Origin of the sequence: Polyangium sp. 6x1 (genome assembly GCF_029946515.1) — a bacterium.
GTDB lineage: Bacteria > Myxococcota_A > Polyangia > Polyangiales > Polyangiaceae > Polyangium.
This window is the reverse complement of record NZ_JARZHH010000004.1, coordinates 1-20,724: the sequence shown is the minus strand read 5'-3', so window position 1 is coordinate 20,724 and position 20,724 is coordinate 1. Positions and strand designations below refer to the sequence as shown.

The window sequence follows — 20,724 nt, the reverse complement described above, 5'->3', positions numbered from 1 at the left end:
CGTCAGTTGGAAAGCTCCACCCCGCGCCCGGGCGGCAGCGGATCCCATCGTAACGAATCTCCGACGAGTGTCGAGATCCGCTTGGGCCGACCGCCGTCGAGCCGCATCACGTAAAGCCCCGGCCCTTCGCCCGACGTCCGCGTCGAGAAAAAGGCCACGAGCCTCCCGTCGGGGCTGCACGCCGGATATCCATTGCGCCCTTGCCCCTGCGTCAGCCGCACCATTCCTCGCCCGCGCTCGTCCGTCGACACGAGGTCCGTGTCTTTGCCGACCCCCACCGCGAAGACCGCCCGCACCCCGTCCGGGTGATTGCAGAACGTCGGCGCCGACGCGAACAGCCCATCCGGCGAGATGGGTTTGTCTTCCACGTAGATTCGTTGCCCGAACCGCCCCTCGCCGGAATAGGCGAGCTTGCCGCTCGGGGTGAACGTCGGCCGGAGGGCCATGCCCACCTCGCTCGCGGGCGAGAGGCTCGCGAAATCCGGGCCCACGAACATCTTGATCGTGCCCCCGTCCGCGATCGACACGGCAACGCGCGACCTGTCGCGCGAGAACGCGAGCCCGTACACCGAGCCCTTGACGGGCAGCTCCACCGCCCGCCCGCTCGCCGTCCGGATCCTGTATTCTCCATTCTGCGCGCTCGACGCCCAGAAAAGCTCGTCGCCTTTGCCGAACGCCGGCGCCATCGCGATCTCCTCCGTCGGCGAGACCGGCTTCGGATCGTGCCCATCTGCGTCGACCGTGAACACGCGCCTGAGCTTGCCCACCCCCGCGACGAACGTCATCCGGCTGGCGAACCCGCCATTTTGCCCCGTCAACGCCCCGATCACGAGATCCGAGATCCGGTGCGCCTCTTCGCGCAGATCCGACGCCGGAATCAAAAACCGTTTGTCGAAGACGGCCGCCGCCCCGTGACGCACGAAATACACCCGGGCCCTGAGCTCCACCTTGCCCTGCCCCGGCACGGGCCGCGCGCGCGCCTCCACGAGCGCCTCGACCTTCTTTTTCGCCCAGATCGAGACATCGAGCGACTCCGCGCCCCACGCCTCCTCCGGCGCGTCGTCGTCCGTGAGCACCTCGAATTCGCCCGAAAGCTCGAGATCACGCCGCGCCACGCTCCGCATGATCACGTCCTCCTCGTCCCAGCTCGACGAGGGCAGGACCGCGATCCGCGGCAAGGGCCGCGTCGCCCCCGCGACCACCACGATATTGCCGAGCAGATCCTCCGGCGACGGCGGCACATCCGCGGGCGCGGGCTCCTCCGCGCGCGTGCCCTGGGACGCGACGACCGAGAGGGACGAGAGGGCGGCGAAGGCCAAAAGGAACTTCTTCAATCGCATCGCTCCGGCGTGCAGGTGAAGGTGAGCGAAATCTGGCTCTGGACGATGTCCGGGTAATTCTCGGGCGGCGGCGGCAATTCCTCGCCCTTGGCGCCCTCCAGCGCGGCGCGCGCCGCGGCGTCGAACGCGGCCTGACCGCTCGAAACGATCGAAAAGCTCGCGACGGATCGACCACCCGACAGCGTCACCGTCGCGGCGACACGAAACTTCGTGATGTCGTCGGGCGACAAACCCGACCCCGAGACGCGGAACCTGCGGCTGAACCAGCCCCGGATCTTCTCCCGGTAGATGTCCACGGCCCGCGCCTTCAGCGGATCCATCTCCGTCCCGCCCTTCACGCCGTCCTCGTGGCCTTTTTCGTCCACGTTCGGCGGGGGCTCGACCTTCGCGGGCTCCTCGATCGGCGTCTCGACCGACTTCGCGACTTCGGCCTCGGGCGGCGGCACCGGCGTCTTCGCCTCGGCCACCTCGATTTCCTTCGGCGGAATGGCCTCCTCGGTCTTCTCCGCCTTCGTCGAGACAAACGCTTTTTCCTCGACGCGGCGCTTCGCGCGAGGCTTCAGCCACCGATCCGGCAGCTTCGCCGGATCTCGTTTGCCGCCGAGCTTCAAGGCCGGCGCCGCGTCGAGATCGAGCACGGGCACCACCTTCACGGGCACGCTCGGCCCCTTGTCGATCTCCGGCGCCTGCGCCGGCCTCTCGAGGTCCGCCGCGCGCAGCAGCAAAAGCGCCCCGCCCTGCAACCCCACGGCGCAGATCACGGCGAGCACGATTTCGTGCACCCGAAAATCGCTCTTCGTGGACGACGCCGCGTCCGTGCTCACCGGACCGCCTCCCGCGCCTCGTCCGGCTCCGGCTCGACCAGCAAATTCAGCCCCAGAACGCCCGCCGAGCGCGCCGCCGCGACCACGCGCGCCACCGCGGCATACCGCGCGTCCTTGTCCGCGCGGATGTAGAGCTCTTTTTCTTTTTGCACCCGCGGGTTCGTCGCGAGCACGTCTTCCACGCTCGTCGTCACGTCGTCCTCACCAAAGAGGATTTTTTCCTCCTTGGTCACCGTCACGACGAGCTTCGTGTCCTTGACGGGCGCCTCCGTCGCCTCGACCTGCGGCAATTCGACCCGCAGGCCCGACGCGAGCAGCGGCGCCGTCACCATGAACACCACGAGCAGGACCAGCATCACGTCGACGAGCGGCGTGACGTTGATATCGCCGAACCCTTTTCCCCTGCCCCGCCTCGATCCGCCGGTCGACATGCCCATTTCAGGAGCCCTGCTTCGGCAGCGTCGCCGGCACCTCGGAGACGAGCGCCACCCAGCCATCGCTCGCCGCCTCGATCGCCGACAAAAGCGCGTCGATCCGCTTGTTCAGCGCGTTGTACGCCACGACCGCCGGAATGGCCGCCGCGAGCCCGATCGCCGTCGCGATCAGCGCCTCGCCGATCGCCGGCGCCACGACGGGCAAGCTCGCGCTCTTCGCCTGCCCGATCCGCAAGAACGCATCCATGATCCCGTACACCGTGCCAAACAGCCCGACGAACGGCGCGGCGGCGGCGATCGTGGAGAGCGACGACATCAGCGACCCGGCCCGCTGCTCCTGATCGACGAGCGCGCGCTTCGCCACGGAATCGAGCAATTTCGGGCTCCCCGCGCGTTTCCCGAGCTCGAGCACGACCACGGCGCCCGGCGCGTCTGCATACCGGCTCGCGGCGGCGAACAGCGCGTCGGCCGACAATGCGTGCTTCGCCTCCTGCTCGAAGCGCCGCTCCGCCCGGCTCAGCCGGCCGAGCTGCAGCGCCTTCAGGAGCGCGATGATCCAGACCATGACCGCCGCGGCCACGAGCAGCCAGACCACGACGAACACGGGCCCGGACGAATGCAGGATGAGCGAGACCGGATCCAGACGGATCGGCGCCGCGGCAGATTCGATCGGCGTATCGATCATGGTATTTCCTCAGTCGGCGAGATACACGTCGACCTTGCGATCCTGGGCCCAGCCTTCCTCGTCGACCCCGATCGCCTCGATTTCCCCGCGCGACGACGTCTCCACGCGCGACTTTTCGAGCCCCTTCTTGCCCAGGAAGTCCGCCACGGTCCCGGCGCGCTTCTGGCCGAGGCCGAAGTTGTATTCGGTCTCGCCGCGCGGATCGGCGTGGCCCACGAGCTTCATTCCCTTGCCGGCGAGCGGGCCCGTCGTGAAGCAACGAGCGAGCGCATCGAGCGCCTTCGTCGCCTCCGGCTCGATCTCGGTCGAGTCGAACGCGAAGCGCGCGCGCGGGATGTCGCCGCACGCCTTCACGATGCGATCCTCGATGTGCACCGAACCGGCGGTGGGCGTGGCCCTGTCCTTCTTCACGGACGCGGCTTGCGTGCTCGCGACCTGCGGCGCCGCCGCGGCCGCGGGGTTCGGCGTGGCGACCGCGGCGGCCGTGCTCGGCGCGGCGACGGGATCCGAACCACAACCGATCGAGAGCGCAGCGAGCGTGGTGCTGAGGAGGGTGATGACCGTGAGACGCGACATGATTCCTCCGGCGGGACGCCCCCGGCGTCCATCGAGTCGCGCTTACCACGTCGCCCGTGTTCGGGCACAAATTTGGCGAAACCCGAGCACTTGGTATACAGGCCATGATCGCAGCCCTCTTGACGTGAGGCGCGCAAAGGGCCTACGACTTCGGGGCTCCCCCGGAGGACCCCGACCATGCCGATTCCCAAGAGCCTCGAAGGCCGCCTCACGCTCCCCGTGATCGGCGCGCCCATGTTCATCGTCTCGGGCCCCGAGCTCGTCATTGCCCAGTGCAAGGCAGGCGTGGTCGGGTCCTTCCCGGCGCTCAACGCGCGCCCGAAGGAACAGCTCGACGTCTGGATCACGCGAATCAAGACCGAGCTCGAAGAATACCGCGCGCAAAACCCCGGCGCGCGCGTGGCGCCGTTCGCCGTCAATCAGATCGCGCATCGGTCGAATGACCGGCTCGAACACGACATGGAGGTCTGCGTCCGGCACGAGGTGCCCATCATCATCACGAGCCTGCGCCCGCCGGCCGAGGTGGTGAAGGCCGTGCATTCGTACGGCGGCATCGTGCTCCACGACGTCATCAACGTCCGGCACGCCGAAAAGGCGCTGGAGGAGGGCGTCGACGGCCTCATCCTCGTCTGCGCCGGCGCGGGCGGCCACGCCGGCATGCTCTCGCCCTTCGCGCTCGTCGCCGAGGTCCGCAAGTTCTATCAGGGCACGGTTTGCCTCGCCGGCGCGATCTCCACGGGCCGCGACGTCCTCACCGCGCAATCGATCGGCGCCGACCTCGCGTACGTCGGCACGCGCTTCATCGCCACCGAAGAAGCGAACGCGATGCCCGACTACAAGCAAATGCTCATCGACACCACGGCGAAGGACATCGTGTATTCGTCCCTCTTCACGGGCGTCCACGGCAATTACCTGAAGCCCTCCGTCGCGGCGGCCGGGTTCGACGCGGACAACCTCCCCTCGGCGGACAAATCCACGATGAACTTCAACTCCGGCGGCAACATGGCCGCGAAGGCGTGGCGCGACATCTGGAGCGCGGGCCAGGGCGTCGGCAGCATCACGGACGCCCCGCGCGTGGAGACGCTCATCCGCCGCATGCGCGCCGAGTACGACGCCGCGTACGACGACATCACCTCCCGAACGAGCGCCTTCCGCGGATAGGTCTGTCCTGCCAATCGTTCAGGCGCGCGGCTTCGCGCAGGCCGCGCGCTCGCCCTTCGCGAGGCCCTCGCGCGGGATCCCGAGCCGCTCGCGCAGATCGCCGAGCGGCATGTCGAGCAGATCGTCGAGCTTCACGCCCTGCCGGTAGAGCGCCCTCGCCGGTTTGGCGCCCTCGTACGCTTGGAGCATGCGGCTCGGCGAGAGCACGAATCCCAGCATCGCGGCCGACGCGTTCAAGAGATACACGATCCACGTCTCGCAGCCGCCCATGAGCTCCCAGAGCCCGATCTCGCCCTCGCCGATGAAATCGGCGCCGTACCCCGTCGCCACGTGATGCAGATCGTGCAGCGCGACCGCCCAGCGCCGCGGCGGCGGGTTCGGGAGCGACACCTTGAACCGCCCGCCGAAGAACATCAGCGAGAACGTCTCGGCCGTATATTCGGCCGTCGTGAACCCGTTCTCCGCGAGGTACGCGTCGCGCGCCGCGCGCACGGTCAGCGTGGGCGGGAGCGGGCGGTCACGCGGGAACAGCGGGGTTTCAGCGACGTCGTGCAGCGACTCGAACGTGGTCGTGGTCATCGTGCTCTCCCGGCCAGCGAGCGCCGGCCGAGAAGACGATAGGGGCGGCGGCCCGCGGTTTCCACTCCTCGCTCATCCGAGATAAAGCCGCGCCGAGGTGCAGAACCTCGTGCGCGGATCGAATTCGAGCAGCCCGACGCCGCTCCGGGGCGCGCCGTGGGCCGTGACCGTGCAGCGGAACGCCGTGAAGAACCCCGCGGAGATCGGCGCCTCGACCTCGAGCGAGGCGCCCGGGCCGAGCGCGTCGAGCAGGCCCCGCGGCGAATGGCGCTCGCCCGGATCGAGCTCGATTCGCGGCGCGTCGTCCGGAAAGAGCCCCCGCATCGCTGCGAGATCCCGCTCCCCGATCGCGCGGGCGAGCTCCTCCGCCGCCGCATGGCCGCGCTCGAACATGCCCCGCCAGAGGCCTTCGAGGTACGTCGACACATTGGAAAAACCCTGGATGCGCAGCATGCGCGCGGTGAGCCCCGTCATCGCGATCAGGCTCTTCGGCCCGCCCTTCAGCGCGTCCGCGGTGACGCGGCGCAGCTCCCAGAATGCCCGCATGCGCTTCACGCGCAGCGCGCCGTCGAGCTCGACGAGCTCGTAAATCAGATACGCGGGCAGCTCGACGCGCGCGTCGTTCGGCGTGCGCGTCGCGATGTTCACGTCGCGCACCACCGTCAGCCCTTGCACCACGTCCGCGAGCACCTCGAAACGCACGTCGTTCGGGCCGATGTAGACGTCGTAAAAGCGCCCGAGCTCGTCGTCACCGTCGAGCGGATCGGCGCCCTTGCGCGCGGGCGGGCCGCCCACCGGGTCCTCGACGACCGCGCCGTGCGCGAAGAGCCCGACCCAGCCTTCCTTGTCGTGCGCGGCGACGCGGTCGGGTGAGCGCTTCACGACCGCGAGCACATCGTCTCGGCTCCATTCCATGCGCCGCGTATAACACGAAACCGGCCGGACAGGGGCAGCGAGAAAACGCGCAGTCCGCACACGGCCGGGCTCCTCGGCTGCGCAGGGGGCTCGCGCGGCGCCCGTCCTGGCCTTATGCGTCTCGCTGGAGGGGAGGACGCGCATGGCGAAAGACGGCAATGGTCACGCGGCGGCGATGCGAAAGCTGAGGCGGCTCGTGAAGGGCATCCGCGTGGCGATGATGACCACGACCACGCATGACGGCACCTTGCACAGCCGCCCGATGGCCACCTGCGAGGCGCTCGACGAGGACGGCGCGCTCTGGTTCTTCACGTCCTGCGAGACCGAGAAGGTGCGCGAGATCAACGCCGACCACCACGTGAACATCGCATACTCCGATCCGGATGACGATCGATACGTCTCCCTCACGGGCATGGCGCGGGTCGTCCGCGACCGGGAGAAGATGCAAAAGCTCTGGAGCCCGATGCTGCGCCTCTGGTTCCCGCGTGGGCTCGACGAGCCGGACATCGCCCTTTTGCGGGTCGAGGTCGATCGGGCGGAATACTGGGATCCCTCCGCGGGCCTGTTTTCCGCGATCGTGAGCCGCGTGCGCTCGGCCGTGACGGGCGCCCCGGGATTCCCTGCCAGGCACGGCCGGATCGAGCTCCGGCACGCGGAGGAGCAGCCGCGCGCGGCTTGATTCGCCCGGTTGCCAGCTTTCCTCAAAGGACCGGGGTGAGGAGCTCGCCGAGCTCCTCCGAGGCCTTGCGAAGGAGGGTCGGATACACGTCCCCAAGCTGCTTGTCCGGAATGCCGAGGGCGAAGTGCATCCTCTTCGTCGACGCATCGTAATCATCGGCAAGGAAATCCGTGGAACGCCGGGTCGTCGTGACGAACGAGGGCGTCGTGCCCGCCCCTGGGATCGCCGCGTGCATCTCCAGCCGGATCCGGACATCGTTGAAGACGAGTTTGTCTTCCTTGGATACGAACGGATCTTCGCCCGAAACGAGCGTCATCGAGACCACGAGCCGAGGCGTCTCCGGTGCCGCCTTCTCCGTCGGGTTGTGGAACTGAATGGCCCCACCGAACGTGTCCCTCGCGCGCGTGACGATCGAATTGGAGACCCGCTCTTCGACGTCCTTCTCGAACTTCCAGAAGGACGAGTTCACGGGGTGGTAGAGGTCGCCGTGCTTGTGCGCCAAGCCCATTTCCGCTTCCAGGAACGCGTTCGGCAGGACGAAATCGACGTCGAGGACCACCTGGGGATTTTCCGTCGTATCCAGCCTGGTGAGCAAGGGATTGAAGATGGCACGAGCGTCCTTGCCACTCTGCCCGCTTCGCAGAAGGAGCTGACCGAGCCGACCGGCATAGACGCGGTGAATCGCCTCGCGCACCGCCTCGGCCCACTTGTCGCCATAACGACGCCCGATCGCTTGGAGCTCCGGCACGTCCTGCCTCTGGGTGGCCTCCGCGAGCTCGGCCTCGGGCAAGAGCTTCGAGCGCACCTCCTGCTCGTGTTTCTTCCCGTGGTTCTCGAGGTATTGCCGATACGCGAACAGGGTCCGTTGCCGCTTCGCCGCCGCGAACATCGCGTCGTCGACCTCGTCCACGTGCCTCCTGCCCCGCGTGTCGGCGAGGTACATGCCGTAGCTCGGGACGTAATTCCGCGTCTGCACCATGTCGAAGAGCAGATCGTCCGCCTCGGCCGCGTGTTTGCCCTCGGGGAACGTCGACAGATACTCCGCGAGCGACTCCACGCGCTTCTTCGCCCGCTCGAACGCGACGTCGTCGAGCGCATCCCGCGGGCGCATGCCGACGTCGTCGTACAGCATTCTCTTCTTGGCAAACGTGTCGTCCGAGCCGTTCTCGGCTGCGTCGAGGACCTGCTCGAACAGGGCCGCGTCGCTCATGCGATTGCGCACAGACCACAAGGCGGAGCCGAAAAGGGCGCCCACGGCGGCAGACGCGAGGACGAGCCATCGAAATGCGGGGACCCGGCGGCCCGATTCCTTCGCGGCCGGCTCTGCGCTCGACCAGTCGTCGGCGATGCGCAATTCGAAAAAGGGATCGATTCGTTCGATCGCGGGCTGGTCGTCCGGTAAAACCAGACGCGTGGCCTCGTCGATCGCCGCCTGGGCCTCGCGCGCGAGCTCCGTCGCGTCCTCGGTGACGCCGAGCGGCGCCGCTTCGCCGTCGCCGAAGACGAGGATCACCTCGCCGCGTTTTCCGCCCGCGCGCCCCTCGACGCGTCGCAGCGTCGCGAGCGACGTGACCGTGAGAATTCGCCCGCGGACCTCGACGAGATCGAGCGGGAAGAGATAGCGGCCCGGCGGGAACGGCGCGCCCTCGTCCTTCGATCGCCGGAAGGAGACGTGCACGATCACGGCGAGCGCGAGCAGCGATGCCGCGAGGACGTGGCCGAGCACGAACGCGCGCGGCTGCACGGCGAAGCGGCCGTCGAGGTCACCAAAGTGCATGAACCAGAGCACGAGCCAAACGAACGCAGCGGAGATCCCCACACCGAGCCAGAAGCGCCGCGAGCCCGGGATCGCGCCTGCCACGTCCTCCTCGGCGCACAAGAGCGGCGCGGGCAAGCCACCATCTGCGAGCGCACGGACGAGCCGTTCCCGCACGACATCCGGGAGCCGGTCGAAATCGAGGACGCGGACGAAACGCGGCTCGGCACCGGAGGAGCGGTAGTGATTGGGCGCGCCCATGGATCCGAAGCGGAATGCAATCACGTTCTCGCTTGACGCGCCATGGTGAATCCGCTAGTCGTGGACCCTGGCGGGCCGTACGGGCTCCTTCGGCCTCCTTTTCGTCCGCCACATCGCGCCGCTCGCGGCGGTCCACAGGCTCGGATTCGAGCTTGGGCGGACACCTGCGCGCGGCGCCCGGAGGACGTCGTGGAACGCAAGCTCGTATCGATTCAGGTGGTGGAGAGCCTCGCGCCCATCGAAGGCGCGGATCAAATCGAACAGGCCCGGGTGATGGGCTGGACCGTGGTCGTCAAGAAAGGGGAGTTTCGCCCCGGCGACCGCTGCGTGTTCTTCGAAATCGACAGCGTGCTCCCTTCGAGCGCGCCGTGGGCGGAGTTCATGCGGTCACGCGGCTTTCGCGTGCGGACCGTCAAGCTTCGCGGCGTGCTCTCGCAGGGCCTCGCTTTGCCGACCACCATCCTCGACGGCGACATCCCCGAGGTCGGGACGGACGTGCGCGATCGGCTCGGCGTCACCAAATACGAGGCCATCCTGCCGGACGCGCGCGAGGTCTCCGGCGCCTTTCCGGCGCTCGTGCCGAAGACGGACGAGATCCGCCTGCAATCGGCGCTCGCGGTGCTCGACGAGATCCGGGGCCAGGAGTTTTACGTCTCGACGAAGCTCGACGGCTCGTCGGGCACGTTCTTCCGCGCGCCCGACGGCGAGTTTTTCGCGTGCTCGCGCAACTGGGCCCTCGCGCCCGGCCCGAATGCGATCTGGCGGGTGGCCGAGCGGTACGATCTCGCGCGACGTTTGCCCCCGGGCATCGCGGTGCAGGGCGAGCTCTGCGGCCCCGGCATTCAAAAAAACCGGCTCGGGCTCTCCGAGGTCGACGTCTTCATGTTCGGCGTGTACGACGCGCGCGCGGGCCGTCACCTCGATTTCGCGGAGTTCCTCGCGTTCTGCAAGGAGTACGGCCTGCGCACGGTGCCGATCGAGCGCGAGATCCGGGGCGACGAGGCTACACATTTCGAGCACACGCTCGATCGGTGGCTCGAGGCGGCGCGGGGCCTTTATGCGGGGACGAAAAACCGCAAGGAGGGCATCGTGGTGCGCCCCCTCGTCGAGTCGCGCTCCGCGACGCTCGGCGGCCGGCTCTCGTTCAAGGTCATCAACAATGATTTCTTGCTGAAGGACGAGGATTGAGCGTCAAGAGACGAGGCGGATCCCCACGGGCAACCCCTCGCCATAAAACGCCGCTCGGTCCGCCTCTTCCACCGCGACGACCTCGCGCACGGCCCGCACCCATTCTTCGCGCGCGCCCGAGGCGACGAGCCTCCGCTCGACGTCGCGCCGCACGCGCTCCGACACGTCACGCGCGCGGTCGCCCGTGAGCCGCGCCATGTCCATCGCCGCCCGTGGCGCCGTGGGCATCTCGGCCCATTTCTCGCGCAAGAGGTGATCGAGCCAGCGCTCGGCGACATTCGGCGCGATCACGTGGTGCGCGCTCGCATACGCGGGCACGCGCGCGCCGATGCGCCCAATGGCCGCCCAGATCCGCGGGTCACGATCGGTCCAGGTCCGTTCGAGCAAAAACCCGCCGAGCTCGGTCCGCCGCGGCGGCGGCACGCGCTCCAGGGACGAGGCGAGGTCCACGACGTCCGCGTCGGGCTCGGCGCGAATGCCTTTGGGCTTCTTCAATCGTTTTTCCGACGGCGCGAGGAACGGATCGACGAGGTCGCGGATCGCCACCTGCGCCACCTCTTCGAGCCCGCCCGCGATGCGCCGCCAGGCGATCCAGAAATGCTGCCACGTGCGCGCCTCCTGCGCGAACACCACGCGCTCGTGGAACAACGAAAAGAGGTTCGCCGCGCGCTCCTCGTCGAGCGCGTGGCCAAACCCCGGTCGGAGCGTGTACCCCGCGAGTTGCCAGAACACCCGCTCGTGATCGGCCGAGCGCCGCCGGCCCTTGTGCCCCGGCCAGAGCGCATCGAAGAGCGCGCGGTTCGTCTCCGCCGTCCACGTGGGCCGCTCGCCGAGGATCCTTTCGAGCTCTCGCACGAGGTCCTTCACCTCGCGCGGCGTGACGTCCGCGCGCCCTTTGCCATACACACGGAAAATCGCCTCGCGTGCGTCCTCCAGCCGCTTGCCCCCGGCCACCACGCCCGGCCGCACCGATTTCCCCGAGGAAACACCGCCCTCGGTCTCGACCGCGGTGTCGGGGCTCGTCTCGCGTAGATCCCAGGTCAAACGAAAGCGACGACCGGCCTCGGCGCCCACTTCGAGACACGCGAGCTCCAGCGTGCCGATCGCGCTGAGCTCGCCCGCGACCGAGACGGTCACCTCGCCGGGACGCGCGCCCGGCTCGAAGGCCGAGGAAACAGGCGGCAATGCGGAGAACCGCTCGACGTCCGGCGTGACGACGGACCCGGGCAGGTCGAGCGCCTCGTCCGAGGCATAAAGCGGAAATCGCACCGGGCGGCCCACCGTGAGCGAAAACGTTCGTCCGGGCACGTCGTAGCGGATGCCCTCGTGCGCGCCGCGCGGCACCACGCAGACGGCCTGCCGCTGCCCGGAGGGCCCCGCCGACAGACCGAGGTAATACCCGCGCGCGGAGCCGCCCCCGATCCGCACGCCCCGGCCGAGGAGGGACAAGCCATACACGACAGCGCCACGCGCCACGGCGAGATCGGGATCCGGGTGCGGCAGGATCTCCGGGCGAACCGCGCCCCACGCCCCGATCGCGTCGGCGAGCCGCTCCACGATACGTTTGGCGCGAAAGACCCCGCCGTTCAGGAGCAAGGCATGAGGCGCGGGCGCGCCGGGCGCGTGGCGGGCGAAGAAATGGGCGACGTGGCGCGTGATGGCGACGTCGCGCTCGTAAGGGAGGCCGAACGCGACGAGCGCGCTGCCGCCGCGGCGCGGGCGATCGGCGAGGGAGGCGGGCGGCAAGAAGCCGTCGAGCACGACGCGCTCGGCCTCCTCGCGGGAAAGGCGCGTGGAGAGCGCAGAGCCAATGAGGCGCGCGCCCTTTCCAAGCACGGTGACCGCGACGTCGCTCGGCGGATCCTCGCCGAGGAGCCGCTCTTTCGCAGCACGGCAAGCGAGCACGAGCTGGCCGAAGCGCGCGGGCGGCAATCGGTCGGGGGCCTCGACAAGACGGCTTTCGCAGAGATGCGCGAGCGCGAGATCCATGTTGTCGCCGCCGAGCAGAAGGTGTTTTCCCACGGCGACGCGCTCGACCTCGGTGGATCCGCGTTGTTCCCCCGGACGAACCCTGATCAAGGAGAGATCAGTGGTCCCGCCGCCGACATCGCAGACGAGGACGAGCGCCTCGCCGCCGCTCCGCTTGCAAAGCGCCGCGAGCTCGCCCTCTCCCGCGCGGGCCATGTAATCGTAAAAGGCCGCCTGCGGCTCCTCGAGCAGGCGCACCTCGAACCCGGCGCGCCGCGCGGCCTCGACCGTGAGCTCGCGCGCGTCCTCGTCGAACGAGGCCGGCACGGTCAAAACGACGTCCTGCTCTTCGAGCGGATACGCGAGGAACGCCTCGTTCCACGCGCGCTTGATGTGCAAAAGCAATCGCGCAGCCGCGTCGACGGGCGAGATACGCGGCAGGTCGCCTTCGTCCTCGCCCGCGCCCCAGGGCAAAATGGGCGCGGTGCGATCGACGCCCGCGTGCGCGAGCCAGCTCTTCGAGGAGGCGACGAGCCTGCCCGCGACCTCGCCCCCGCGGCGCCGCGCGTGCACGCCGAGCACCCACGGCGCTTCGCCGAACGGATCGGGCAATGCCTCGCCCGCAATCGGCGCGTAAAGAAACGACGGAAAGAGCGGCTGGGGCTCGATCTCACCGGCGCTCACGAGCTGGGGGATCGGAAAGACCTCGGGCGGCCGATGGCTCGCCGGATCGGCCCACGCGACCACGGTATGCGTCGTGCCGAGATCGATCCCGACGATGCGCCGCGCGCTCATGCAAAAACCTCTAGCCTTCCACGGCGACCTCGCCGCCGTGCGCGCGTACGCCAAGCTCGACCTTCCACTTTTCGCCCGGCTTTTGCGGCTCGATTGGCACGGCCTCGACGAGCAAGGTCCCGACCTCGGTGATGCTCGACCGCAGCCGCACGGGCACGACGTCGCCCTCGCGGCGCCCGTCCGCCGGCAAGGTCACTTCCATGGGCGCGAGCTCGTCGAGCTCGCCTTCGCCCCACGATTCGAGCTCGACGCCGGCCGGGTCGTCCCGACGAACCGACGAGCCGAAGAACCGGAATCGCACGGGCTCGCCGACCACGACGCCGAGCTCCTGCGGCGGCAAGGCCGCCTCCGTGCCCTCCTCCATGCCGAACGGAGCGACGCATAACGCGGTGATCGGCGGTTCGAGGCCGGGCACGGCCGGCACCGCGCTCTCGATGCCCACGTAATACGCTCGCGCCGTGCCGCCGCGAATGCGCAGGCCACGGCCCTTGCGCACGAGCCCGTACGTGGCCGCGCCGCGCGCGACGGCGAGGTCGAGGTCGGCCGAGGGCAAGACGCGCACCGGCGCGCCGCCGTCCGCTTCGAGCCAAGCATTGAGCGTCGAGACGATCCGATCGGCGAGGACCTTGCCTTTCATGACGCCGCCATTGAAGAGCAGCACCGTGGGGTGCAGGAGCGCGCGGCCCTCGCGCCGCGGAAACCCTTCGATCCGATCGAGCGCGCGCGCGTGGCGGCCCAGGAACGCCGCGAGGTGGCGCGTGACGCCCGCGTCCTGCGCATAAGGCAAGCCGAGCTGCGTGAGGCCGCCGCGGGCGCGTTGCGCGGGGCGGGCGCTCGCTGTGACGACCGGGAAAAACCCGTCGACGAGGATCTTCGCGACCTCGGATTGCAAGAGGTCGGTGCGCAAGGACGCGCCGAGCAGCTTCGCGCCGCGGCTCGGGACGACGACGGGCAAGCTCTCGATCGAGGCGTCCGACAGGAGCCGCTCCTTGGCCACGCGCGCCGCGTGCGTGAGCGCGATCATTTGCCATCGATCGAGCTCCTTGCCCTCGGCGACGAACTTCTGCCGCGCCACGTGCGCGAGCGCGAGGTCCATGTTGTCGCCGCCGAGCAAAATGTGATCGCCCACGGCCACGCGCTCGAGCGAGAGCGAGCCATTCACCTCGGTCGCGGCGATGGCCGAAAAGTCGGTCGTGCCGCCGCCGACGTCGACGACGAGGATCACGTCGCCCGGGTGGATGTATTTGCGCCAATCCTCGCCCGCGGCGTCGATCCAGGCATACAGCGCGGCCTGCGGCTCTTCGAGGAGCGTGAGGTCCTCGAACCCGGCGAGCCCCGCGGCCTCGACCGTGAGATCCCGCGCCGACGCGTCGAACGAGGCCGGCACCGTGAGCACGATCTCCTGCGCCGAGAGCGATTGCTCCTTTCCTTGCCGATGCTGCCACGCCTCGGCGAGGTGCTCCAGGTATCGCCACGAGGCCTCGACGGGCGAGATCTTCTCGACGTCCTCGGGCGCGCCGAGCGGCAGGAGCGCCGAGCGCCGGTCCACGCCCGCATGCGAGAGCCAGCTCTTCGCGCTCGACACGAGCCGGATCGGCGCGTCGATGCCGCGCGTGCGGGCATATTCACCCACGACGAACGAGCGATCGGCGTCCCAGGGCAAACCCTGCGCGCCCTCGCTCTCGTGCGCGGCGTAATAAAACGAAGGCAAGAGCGTGCGCTCTTCCAGCGTGCCGCGGGCGACGAGCTGAAGAATGGGCAGGACCTCGGCGCGCGGCTTTTCTTCGGCGCTCTCGGCGTATGCGAGGGCGGAATGGGTGGTGCCGAGATCGATACCAACGACGAAACGAGCGGTCACAGCTCCACCTCCGCGGGCGCGAGGATCTTCGGGTCGTGGCCCTCTGTGGGCGTGGGCAGGTGAATCTTCGCGACCCTCCAGCCCCGATGCTGCATCGTCCCTCGATAAGGAGGTTTGCCCTGCACGTTGCCCGTGAGCTTCACCTCGGCCGGAGAGAAGCCCGCCTCCAGCGTCACCTTTTGCCCCTCGTCCTCGCTCCTCACAGGGACGATCGTGAGGTGGTCGTGGAGCGCCTTGCGGCATCCCTCGTGAACGACGCGGACGGCGGCGCCAATCTCGGCGTCGGGGAAGGTGGCGATGTCCTGCTCCAGGAAGTCGACGAGCCTGCCCTCCCGCTGGAGGAGCGCGAGGAGCGACAGGGCCGGCGAGAGGTCGGGCTCCGCGGGCTTTTCAGGCGCAGGTTTCTTGGCCTTTTCGGGCAGCTTGGCCGGCTCGGGCGCGGGCGCTGGGAGGGCCGGCGCGGCGGCCTTGAACACGCGAGCCGCGAATTGGCCGTCGAACAGGATCCGAACCAGGCAGGCCCAGGCAAACCAGAGCCGCGTGGCGAGAGGGAGCGGGACTTCTTCGGACACGTTGGAAGGGTAACGCGTGCCGCGCGAAGGTGGGAGTTTCCGGCGAGCGGGTTTTTGCCGGGGCTGGGGGAGCCGGGGGAGGTGAGCTTCGGACGGGACGACCGGCGCGCGGGAGGCGTGTCACGCGCGGGGGTGGTCCCCCCGAACTCGGGGTCGCAGAGCGACCCCTCAAACAACAGGACCCCCCACCCCCACGCGTGACACGCCTCCCGCGCGCCTCGATGCAGGGTGGGGGACGGGCTCAGGTGAGGAGGAGGGTCTTGCCTGCGAAGGAGAGCCCGCGCTTGCGCAGGGTGGTCTGGAGCTTTTTGTACTGGGGGGTGTGCTGGGGGATGTTGATGCGGCCGGAGGCGACCCAGTGGAGCTCGCGCGGGAGTGCTGCGAGTTTTCGCGCCGCGTCGTGCTGGAGGAAGGTTTCGAGCCAATCGAGCTTCTTCTCGACGACCGAGACCTCGCTCGTCTCGGCGGAGTGAACCTCGATGAAGTGGGCGATGGCTTGGCCCGAGCGCTCGTACCCGACGACGTAGTCCCAGCGGTTCGACTCCGGATGCGTCGCCCGGCAGTCGCCGTCGATGTCCACGCTGCCGAGGATCTTGCTGGCGTGCTCTCCGGAGATCTGCCCCTTGCCTTCGCCTCTCTTGATGGCCTGGAGCCCCTCGCGGTGCAGCAGGGGCTTGCACGGGTTCACGGCGTCGCGGAATGTCTCTTTTGGCGGCCGGGGTTTCGTCTTGCCCGCCGTCATCGCGACACGGCCTCGCCGACGATCTGCGCGATGCGTCCCGAGAAGCCGCTGAGCCCGCCCCAACCGGCGACGGCCGGGTCGTCGGAGCCAGGGTCCAAGGTGGAGATGTCTTCCGTGATCACGCCGGTGTCGGTGCGGTGGAAATAGTAGGTGCGATAATCCTTTTGCAGGGCGGAGGTCAGGACGGCCTTCAGGGGCTTCGTCGGGCTAGCAATGCTGAATACGCGGCAAAGCGCCTCGACGCCGACCTTGGATTTCACGCTGGAGAGCTCGCGCAGGGCCCACACGAGATCCAGGATGACGGGAGAGTGCGTCGAGAGGATGACTCGATAACCGCGTGCCAAGAGGTCGAGCACGAGCAGGCCGAAGCTGATGATGGCCTGCGGATGAAGACCCATTTCGGGCTCTTCGATGATGACGGTATGGACAAAGGTCCTGCGTGCGTTTGACGACGGCATGAGTCTATAGAGCCCGAGTAGGAGTGGCGTAAATTCTCGCTGTCCCGCGGACCATGCGCTGTAGGGCAACGCGGCTCCGCTTCCAGGAGGCTTCAACATGACGCGCTTGCGCATTCCCTCCCTTTCCAACTCGAGCGTCGATCCGACATATATGGACGCGTCCACCACGGAATGGAGCCCGGCTTCCAGCCTCGTCGGATGAGGGAAGAGAGCACCTTGGTGGCCTAGGACCTGTTCCATGAACCGCCTGAGCGTTTCACTAAAGTTCCTGATTGCATACGGATCGCCGCTGGCATAAGCCATGAACGGCTTGGGCCACCCATCCTGGAGCACGAGGACGCGTTGCGCCGGAATCAACGACACCGTCTCGTCGTCATCGTCGATTGAATCCGGGGCGGCGACCTTGTTGAAGTCGACACGTCGACGGTCGCGAATGACGGCAGTGTCCTTCTGAATCACGTCCTCCAGGCCGCCACCGAAGTAGAGGGAGCAATAGTCACGGGCTGGATCGTGCCCGGTGAACCACTCAAATCCGTATTTGAGTAGTTCGTTGGTAATCGCCGCTGCATCCTCGACGGCCTTGTAGAGCTGCACGAACAGGCTCTTGCCGGTGGCCTGCGGCCCGACGAGGACCGTGAGATCCCCGAACTCGACATCACCTTCCTTGATCGGGCCGAAGCCCCGGACTTGCAGCCGCTTCATGGTCGCCTGTGCGCAGGCAACCACATGTCCGCGGATCGGTCAACGATCCCACGGGACGCGGGGCGGGCGCCGTTCCGCTTGGAAGGCCCCACCCCGCCCGTCCCCTCACCCCTCCGTGCCCTCGTCTCCGCCCTCCTCCACCCCGCTCGCCGCGCGCAGGTGGATTCGCTTGTATTCCTTCGACGATGGCCCGTGCACCTCGCGCACGACACGCTTGAACGAGATGTACTTCTCGTAGGCGGGCCCGTACGCCGTCGCGCGCGCGTGTTTTGCATTGGCGAGCGCCGTGTTGGCCTCGACCGATTCGCGAATTTCTTTGATCACCTGGGGTGCGCGCTGGCCGAAATCGCCGTTCACGATCTCGTCGGCCCACGGGGATCCCAGGTGATCGTCGACCGCGTCGAGCAGATCCTCGAGCGCAGTTACCTTGTCGGTGTCGGTCGGCTGCCGCTTGAGGGTATCGGGCACCGTCAACGTGGGCACGTAGGCCAATGCGACGGCGCGCGCCTCGCGATAAGGTTGGTCGATCGACACGAGCGCGGCATTCGCCTCCGCCCCCTCCTTGCCCGCCGCGCTCTCCCCGGTGACGACGGACTTGTGCGCGGTGAGAAACGCCTCCACCGACCCCTTCAACACGTCCGCATACACCCGCGCCACCACCGGTCGCGCACCCGTGTCCGTGCCGAGCTCCTGGCATCGCGTGAGAATCCGGTAGAAACGCTTGTAGTCGATCGCACCCATCAACACATCCTCCCGACCGAGCGGCGTACGCTGGTTCGGTGTGGACGGTATCAGAAGAGGCGTAAGCCGTGGCGTAGAACCGTACGGCTGTACACGATGGGCGCGGAGACGCCCCCGAGGCCGGGGCGGACGTGCAGGGAGCGCGGCGGGGCGCGTACGAGCGAAACGCGGCGGCGCGGGAGCGAAACGCTCGTCCGCGGGAGAAAACCGCTGACGCGCGAGGAGCAAAACGCAAACCCGCAGGAGCGAAACGCAAACCTGTAGGAGCGAAACGCAAACCCGTAGGAGGGTCGGCGTGTGATGTAGCTGTCTTTCCTCGACGCGTGGGAAGAGAACGCGCGGAGGCGGTGAGCGGACGGCACGGGCGTCCGAAGCGCGGGCGCGTCGGTTTCACGCGGTCGGCTTCGTGAGGGGCGTGGGGGATGGCGTGCAGCTGTGGGCGCTTCTGGAGGGGGCCGCGTTCACTTCTTGGACGGGGGTCGTGTCGGCGTCGGGTTCGACTCGGCGGTCTTGCACCGCTCGAAGTCGTACGGGTTGCCCTCGTTGCAGAAGATCAAATTGTCGAAGCAGCAGGCAGGGCAATAAAGCTCCTCGCCTCGTTCGAAGCAGCCCTGGTAGCAACTGTTGGTCGGGGCGTGGCACTCCTCGCGCACGACGACACGCCCCGCGTCGTTCCTGTTCACCGCCGGCTTGTCCGGTCGCTCCTCGCAGCCGGCGAGCAGCGCGAGGAGCCATAGGATGAGGAGCGTGGCTCGATGTCCGTTCACGCTCCTCATCTCCCTTGTCCGGACAACTGTAGAAGCTGTACGAGCCGGAGTCCGCGCTGCAAGCAGTGGCGCTGTCGTTGCAGCAATCCCTGCACGCCCCTCACCGGCGCCAAATACGCGCCTGCTCCGCCCTCACCCCTTCCGCTTCCGACCGCCCCTCACGCGCACCGATCACACGTCCCGCGGAACTGAATCTCCAGCCCCTTCTTGCGCAGGGCCCGCGGGATGCCACGCGCCGGCTTCACCTCGACGATCTCGTCGGGCAGGCACGCCACCTCGCCGCAGCTGTTGCAGACGAAGTGCGGGTGCGTCCCGCCGTCGTGCTCGCCCCCTTCCCGCAGCAGCTCGAAACGCCAGACGTGGTCGCCCACGTCGGTGCGTCGCACCAGACCCACCTCCGTCAGGTCGATCAGGTTTCGGTAGATCGTCGCGCGGTCCCAGCCCTCCGGCGCGAGCTCGGCGCACAGGTCGCCGTGGCTCACCGGCGTCTTCTGCGCGAGCAGCCGGCGGAGCACGGCCAGGCGGGGGGCCGTCGCGCGCAGGCCCTTGTTCCGGACGAGCGACCGTAGCTCGTCGATGCTGGGAGGGTCCGTCGAGCGCGCCATGCCTGTTCCCTACTCCGGCCACGGGCGGGTCGCAATGGGGACCGAGGAGAAGTCGCAACGGGGATGCTGTTGCAGATGTCCACCGTGTGTAAGGAGATGGCCCCGTCGTCGTTCTTTCTGTCTGGAAGCAAGAGGACTCGGTTTACCATCCTCAGATCGTTGGGGCGGGTCGTTCGTCGAAGGGCCTTCGGCGCGCCGCGCCTCCTGCTGGCTCGCACGTAGAGGTCTTCCCGATGAGAAAGATTCTGGCTCCGATCGCGCTGCTCTGGCTCGCTGGATGCGCCAAGACCACGAGCTTCGTCAAGAGCGACACCACGCTCGGCCGCGTCGTCGTCTACCGCAACGGCATCGCTTACTTCGAGCGCTACGCCGAGATCGACGGTGACTCGCTCCGGCTCAGCGTGCCGGGGGACAAGATCGACGATTTCTTGAAGTCACTCACGGTCATCGACGCGAAGACGGGCAAACCCGCGCCCGTCGCGTACCCGACCTCCGGCTCGGCGTTCGTCGGGCAAGAGAACAACCAGCAGAACATCCAGAACCAGCAGCAGTACGGCGGCGCGCCCCTCGTCAACATGGAGATCCAGCTCCAGGGGCCGAGGCCGCACAAGCTCCTCCTCTCGTACGTGACCGAGGCCCCGTCGTGGAAGCCGAGCTACCGCGTCTCCGTCGGCAAGGACGGCAAGATGAAGGTCGAGGCGTGGGCCATCGTGGACAACACCTCGGGCGAGGACTGGAACAAGGTGAAGCTCGGCGTCGGGTCGAGCTCGGCGCTCTCGTTCCGCTTCGATCTGCGCTCGGTCCGCATGGTCCAGCGAGAAACTTTGCAGACCAACGATCTCTTCGCGCAGGCGCCGCCCATGGGCGGATCGACGTACGAAGGGGTGCCGGCGCTGCCGGGAGGGAGGCCCGGCGGGGGCAAACGCGTGGTCGCGGAGCTCGACGACGCGCGGCTCGCGGACGCGACGACGACGCGTGACATGGCGGAGGAGCGCTCGGAAGTCGCCAGGACCCAATCGTTCGACAAGAAGGGCAACGGGGGCCCCACGAGCGGGCTCGGGGGCCTCGGCGGCGGCGGCGGCGGCCGCGGGCGCGCGGCGCCGACGGCCACGGCGCCG

Annotated in this window: 20 protein-coding genes; 4 read left to right on the top strand and 16 right to left on the bottom strand. The window is 68.3% G+C overall.

The features are described 5' to 3' along the window. Positions 1–2: 2 nt before the first annotated feature. The 5 genes from QHF85_RS06305 to QHF85_RS06285 are packed head-to-tail and all read right to left on the bottom strand — an operon-like array spanning position 3 to position 3,859. Entirely contained in the window at positions 3–1,340 is a 1,338-nt protein-coding gene (locus QHF85_RS06305; RefSeq protein WP_281326151.1) for a tolB protein, read from the bottom strand. Next, positions 1,331–2,164 (bottom strand): TonB C-terminal domain-containing protein, encoded by an 834-nt coding sequence (locus tag QHF85_RS06300; protein WP_281326150.1) that lies wholly within the window; start codon positions 2,162–2,164, stop codon positions 1,331–1,333. Before QHF85_RS06300 ends, QHF85_RS06305 begins: the two co-directional genes overlap by 10 nt. Continuing rightward, positions 2,161–2,601, bottom strand: a complete 441-nt coding sequence (locus tag QHF85_RS06295) for a biopolymer transporter ExbD (RefSeq protein WP_271928148.1) — start codon at positions 2,599–2,601, stop codon at positions 2,161–2,163. Before QHF85_RS06295 ends, QHF85_RS06300 begins: the two co-directional genes overlap by 4 nt. A 1-nt stretch (position 2,602) precedes the next feature. Next, the gene (locus QHF85_RS06290; RefSeq protein WP_281326149.1) at positions 2,603–3,283 is read right to left on the bottom strand and encodes a MotA/TolQ/ExbB proton channel family protein; all 681 of its coding nucleotides are present in this window, start codon (positions 3,281–3,283) and stop codon (positions 2,603–2,605) included. Positions 3,284–3,292: 9 nt separating this feature from the next. Then, positions 3,293–3,859 (bottom strand): OmpA family protein, encoded by a 567-nt coding sequence (locus QHF85_RS06285; protein WP_281326148.1) that lies wholly within the window; start codon positions 3,857–3,859, stop codon positions 3,293–3,295. 177 nt (positions 3,860–4,036) lie between these two features. Between QHF85_RS06285 and QHF85_RS06280 the strand changes: the two genes are divergently transcribed. Further along, positions 4,037–5,020, top strand: a complete 984-nt coding sequence (locus tag QHF85_RS06280; RefSeq protein WP_281326147.1) for a nitronate monooxygenase family protein — start codon at positions 4,037–4,039, stop codon at positions 5,018–5,020. Between the two features lie 18 nt (positions 5,021–5,038). On the opposite strand, the gene QHF85_RS06275 is transcribed toward QHF85_RS06280, so the two are convergent. Beyond that, positions 5,039–5,599 (bottom strand): hypothetical protein, encoded by a 561-nt coding sequence (locus tag QHF85_RS06275; protein WP_281326146.1) that lies wholly within the window; start codon positions 5,597–5,599, stop codon positions 5,039–5,041. 72 nt (positions 5,600–5,671) lie between these two features. Next, positions 5,672–6,514 carry a nuclear transport factor 2 family protein gene (locus QHF85_RS06270; protein WP_281326145.1) on the bottom strand — a complete coding sequence of 281 codons (843 nt, stop codon included), beginning with the start codon at positions 6,512–6,514 and terminating at the stop codon, positions 5,672–5,674. 142 nt (positions 6,515–6,656) lie between these two features. On the opposite strand from QHF85_RS06270, the gene QHF85_RS06265 reads away from it, so the two are divergent. Beyond that, entirely contained in the window at positions 6,657–7,193 is a 537-nt protein-coding gene (locus tag QHF85_RS06265; protein ID WP_281326144.1) for a pyridoxamine 5'-phosphate oxidase family protein, read from the top strand. Between the two features lie 22 nt (positions 7,194–7,215). Here the strand turns inward: QHF85_RS06265 and QHF85_RS06260 are convergent, their stop codons facing one another. After that, the gene (locus QHF85_RS06260) at positions 7,216–9,210 is read right to left on the bottom strand and encodes a hypothetical protein (protein WP_281326143.1); all 1,995 of its coding nucleotides are present in this window, start codon (positions 9,208–9,210) and stop codon (positions 7,216–7,218) included. Positions 9,211–9,399: 189 nt separating this feature from the next. Between QHF85_RS06260 and QHF85_RS06255 the strand changes: the two genes are divergently transcribed. Continuing rightward, positions 9,400–10,398 carry an RNA ligase (ATP) gene (locus QHF85_RS06255; protein WP_281326142.1) on the top strand — a complete coding sequence of 333 codons (999 nt, stop codon included), beginning with the start codon at positions 9,400–9,402 and terminating at the stop codon, positions 10,396–10,398. A 3-nt stretch (positions 10,399–10,401) separates the two neighbouring features. On the opposite strand, the gene QHF85_RS06250 is transcribed toward QHF85_RS06255, so the two are convergent. From QHF85_RS06250 to QHF85_RS06215, 8 genes are all read right to left on the bottom strand, one after another. Further along, on the bottom strand, positions 10,402–13,161 hold the full coding sequence (locus tag QHF85_RS06250) for a hsp70 family protein (RefSeq protein WP_281326141.1): 2,760 nt from the start codon (positions 13,159–13,161) through the stop codon (positions 10,402–10,404). Between the two features lie 10 nt (positions 13,162–13,171). Continuing rightward, the gene (locus QHF85_RS06245; protein WP_281326140.1) at positions 13,172–15,019 is read right to left on the bottom strand and encodes an Hsp70 family protein; all 1,848 of its coding nucleotides are present in this window, start codon (positions 15,017–15,019) and stop codon (positions 13,172–13,174) included. Further along, complete coding sequence (locus tag QHF85_RS06240; protein WP_281326139.1) at positions 15,016–15,591, bottom strand: DUF2760 domain-containing protein; 576 nt, start codon at positions 15,589–15,591, stop codon at positions 15,016–15,018. Before QHF85_RS06240 ends, QHF85_RS06245 begins: the two co-directional genes overlap by 4 nt. Positions 15,592–15,832: 241 nt before the next feature. After that, positions 15,833–16,333, bottom strand: coding sequence for a hypothetical protein (locus tag QHF85_RS06235; protein WP_281326138.1), 501 nt, complete (start codon positions 16,331–16,333; stop codon positions 15,833–15,835). Beyond that, positions 16,330–17,493, bottom strand: a complete 1,164-nt coding sequence (locus tag QHF85_RS06230) for an AAA family ATPase (protein WP_281326137.1) — start codon at positions 17,491–17,493, stop codon at positions 16,330–16,332. The genes QHF85_RS06235 and QHF85_RS06230 overlap by 4 nt, the downstream gene beginning before the upstream one ends. A 105-nt stretch (positions 17,494–17,598) precedes the next feature. Next, entirely contained in the window at positions 17,599–18,234 is a 636-nt protein-coding gene (locus QHF85_RS06225; RefSeq protein ID WP_281326136.1) for a hypothetical protein, read from the bottom strand. 461 nt (positions 18,235–18,695) lie between these two features. Next, positions 18,696–19,001, bottom strand: a complete 306-nt coding sequence (locus QHF85_RS06220; RefSeq protein WP_281326135.1) for a hypothetical protein — start codon at positions 18,999–19,001, stop codon at positions 18,696–18,698. Positions 19,002–19,159: 158 nt separating this feature from the next. Then, a complete protein-coding gene (locus tag QHF85_RS06215; protein ID WP_281326134.1) occupies positions 19,160–19,606 on the bottom strand; it encodes a Fur family transcriptional regulator in 447 nt (148 codons plus the stop codon). Between the two features lie 233 nt (positions 19,607–19,839). Here QHF85_RS06215 and QHF85_RS06210 point away from each other — a divergent pair. Next, the coding region (locus QHF85_RS06210; RefSeq protein WP_281326133.1) for a DUF4139 domain-containing protein at positions 19,840–20,724 on the top strand (885 nt) is incomplete at its 3' end.

What these genes read in the sequence shown, in the direction of transcription:
- QHF85_RS06305 (WP_281326151.1), bottom strand. Translation starts at nt 1,340, where the DNA reads ATGCGATTGAAGAAGTTCCTTTTGGCCTTCGCCGCCCTCTCGTCCCTC.
- QHF85_RS06295 (WP_271928148.1), bottom strand. Translation starts at nt 2,601, where the DNA reads ATGGGCATGTCGACCGGCGGATCGAGGCGGGGCAGGGGAAAAGGGTTC.
- QHF85_RS06290 (WP_281326149.1), bottom strand. Translation starts at nt 3,283, where the DNA reads ATGATCGATACGCCGATCGAATCTGCCGCGGCGCCGATCCGTCTGGAT.
- QHF85_RS06285 (WP_281326148.1), bottom strand. Translation starts at nt 3,859, where the DNA reads ATGTCGCGTCTCACGGTCATCACCCTCCTCAGCACCACGCTCGCTGCG.
- QHF85_RS06280 (WP_281326147.1), top strand. Translation starts at nt 4,037, where the DNA reads ATGCCGATTCCCAAGAGCCTCGAAGGCCGCCTCACGCTCCCCGTGATC.
- QHF85_RS06275 (WP_281326146.1), bottom strand. Translation starts at nt 5,599, where the DNA reads ATGACCACGACCACGTTCGAGTCGCTGCACGACGTCGCTGAAACCCCG.
- QHF85_RS06270 (WP_281326145.1), bottom strand. Translation starts at nt 6,514, where the DNA reads ATGGAATGGAGCCGAGACGATGTGCTCGCGGTCGTGAAGCGCTCACCC.
- QHF85_RS06265 (WP_281326144.1), top strand. Translation starts at nt 6,657, where the DNA reads ATGGCGAAAGACGGCAATGGTCACGCGGCGGCGATGCGAAAGCTGAGG.
- QHF85_RS06260 (WP_281326143.1), bottom strand. Translation starts at nt 9,210, where the DNA reads ATGGGCGCGCCCAATCACTACCGCTCCTCCGGTGCCGAGCCGCGTTTC.
- QHF85_RS06250 (WP_281326141.1), bottom strand. Translation starts at nt 13,161, where the DNA reads ATGAGCGCGCGGCGCATCGTCGGGATCGATCTCGGCACGACGCATACC.
- QHF85_RS06235 (WP_281326138.1), bottom strand. Translation starts at nt 16,333, where the DNA reads ATGACGGCGGGCAAGACGAAACCCCGGCCGCCAAAAGAGACATTCCGC.
- QHF85_RS06230 (WP_281326137.1), bottom strand. Translation starts at nt 17,493, where the DNA reads ATGAAGCGGCTGCAAGTCCGGGGCTTCGGCCCGATCAAGGAAGGTGAT.
- QHF85_RS06225 (WP_281326136.1), bottom strand. Translation starts at nt 18,234, where the DNA reads ATGGGTGCGATCGACTACAAGCGTTTCTACCGGATTCTCACGCGATGC.
- QHF85_RS06215 (WP_281326134.1), bottom strand. Translation starts at nt 19,606, where the DNA reads ATGGCGCGCTCGACGGACCCTCCCAGCATCGACGAGCTACGGTCGCTC.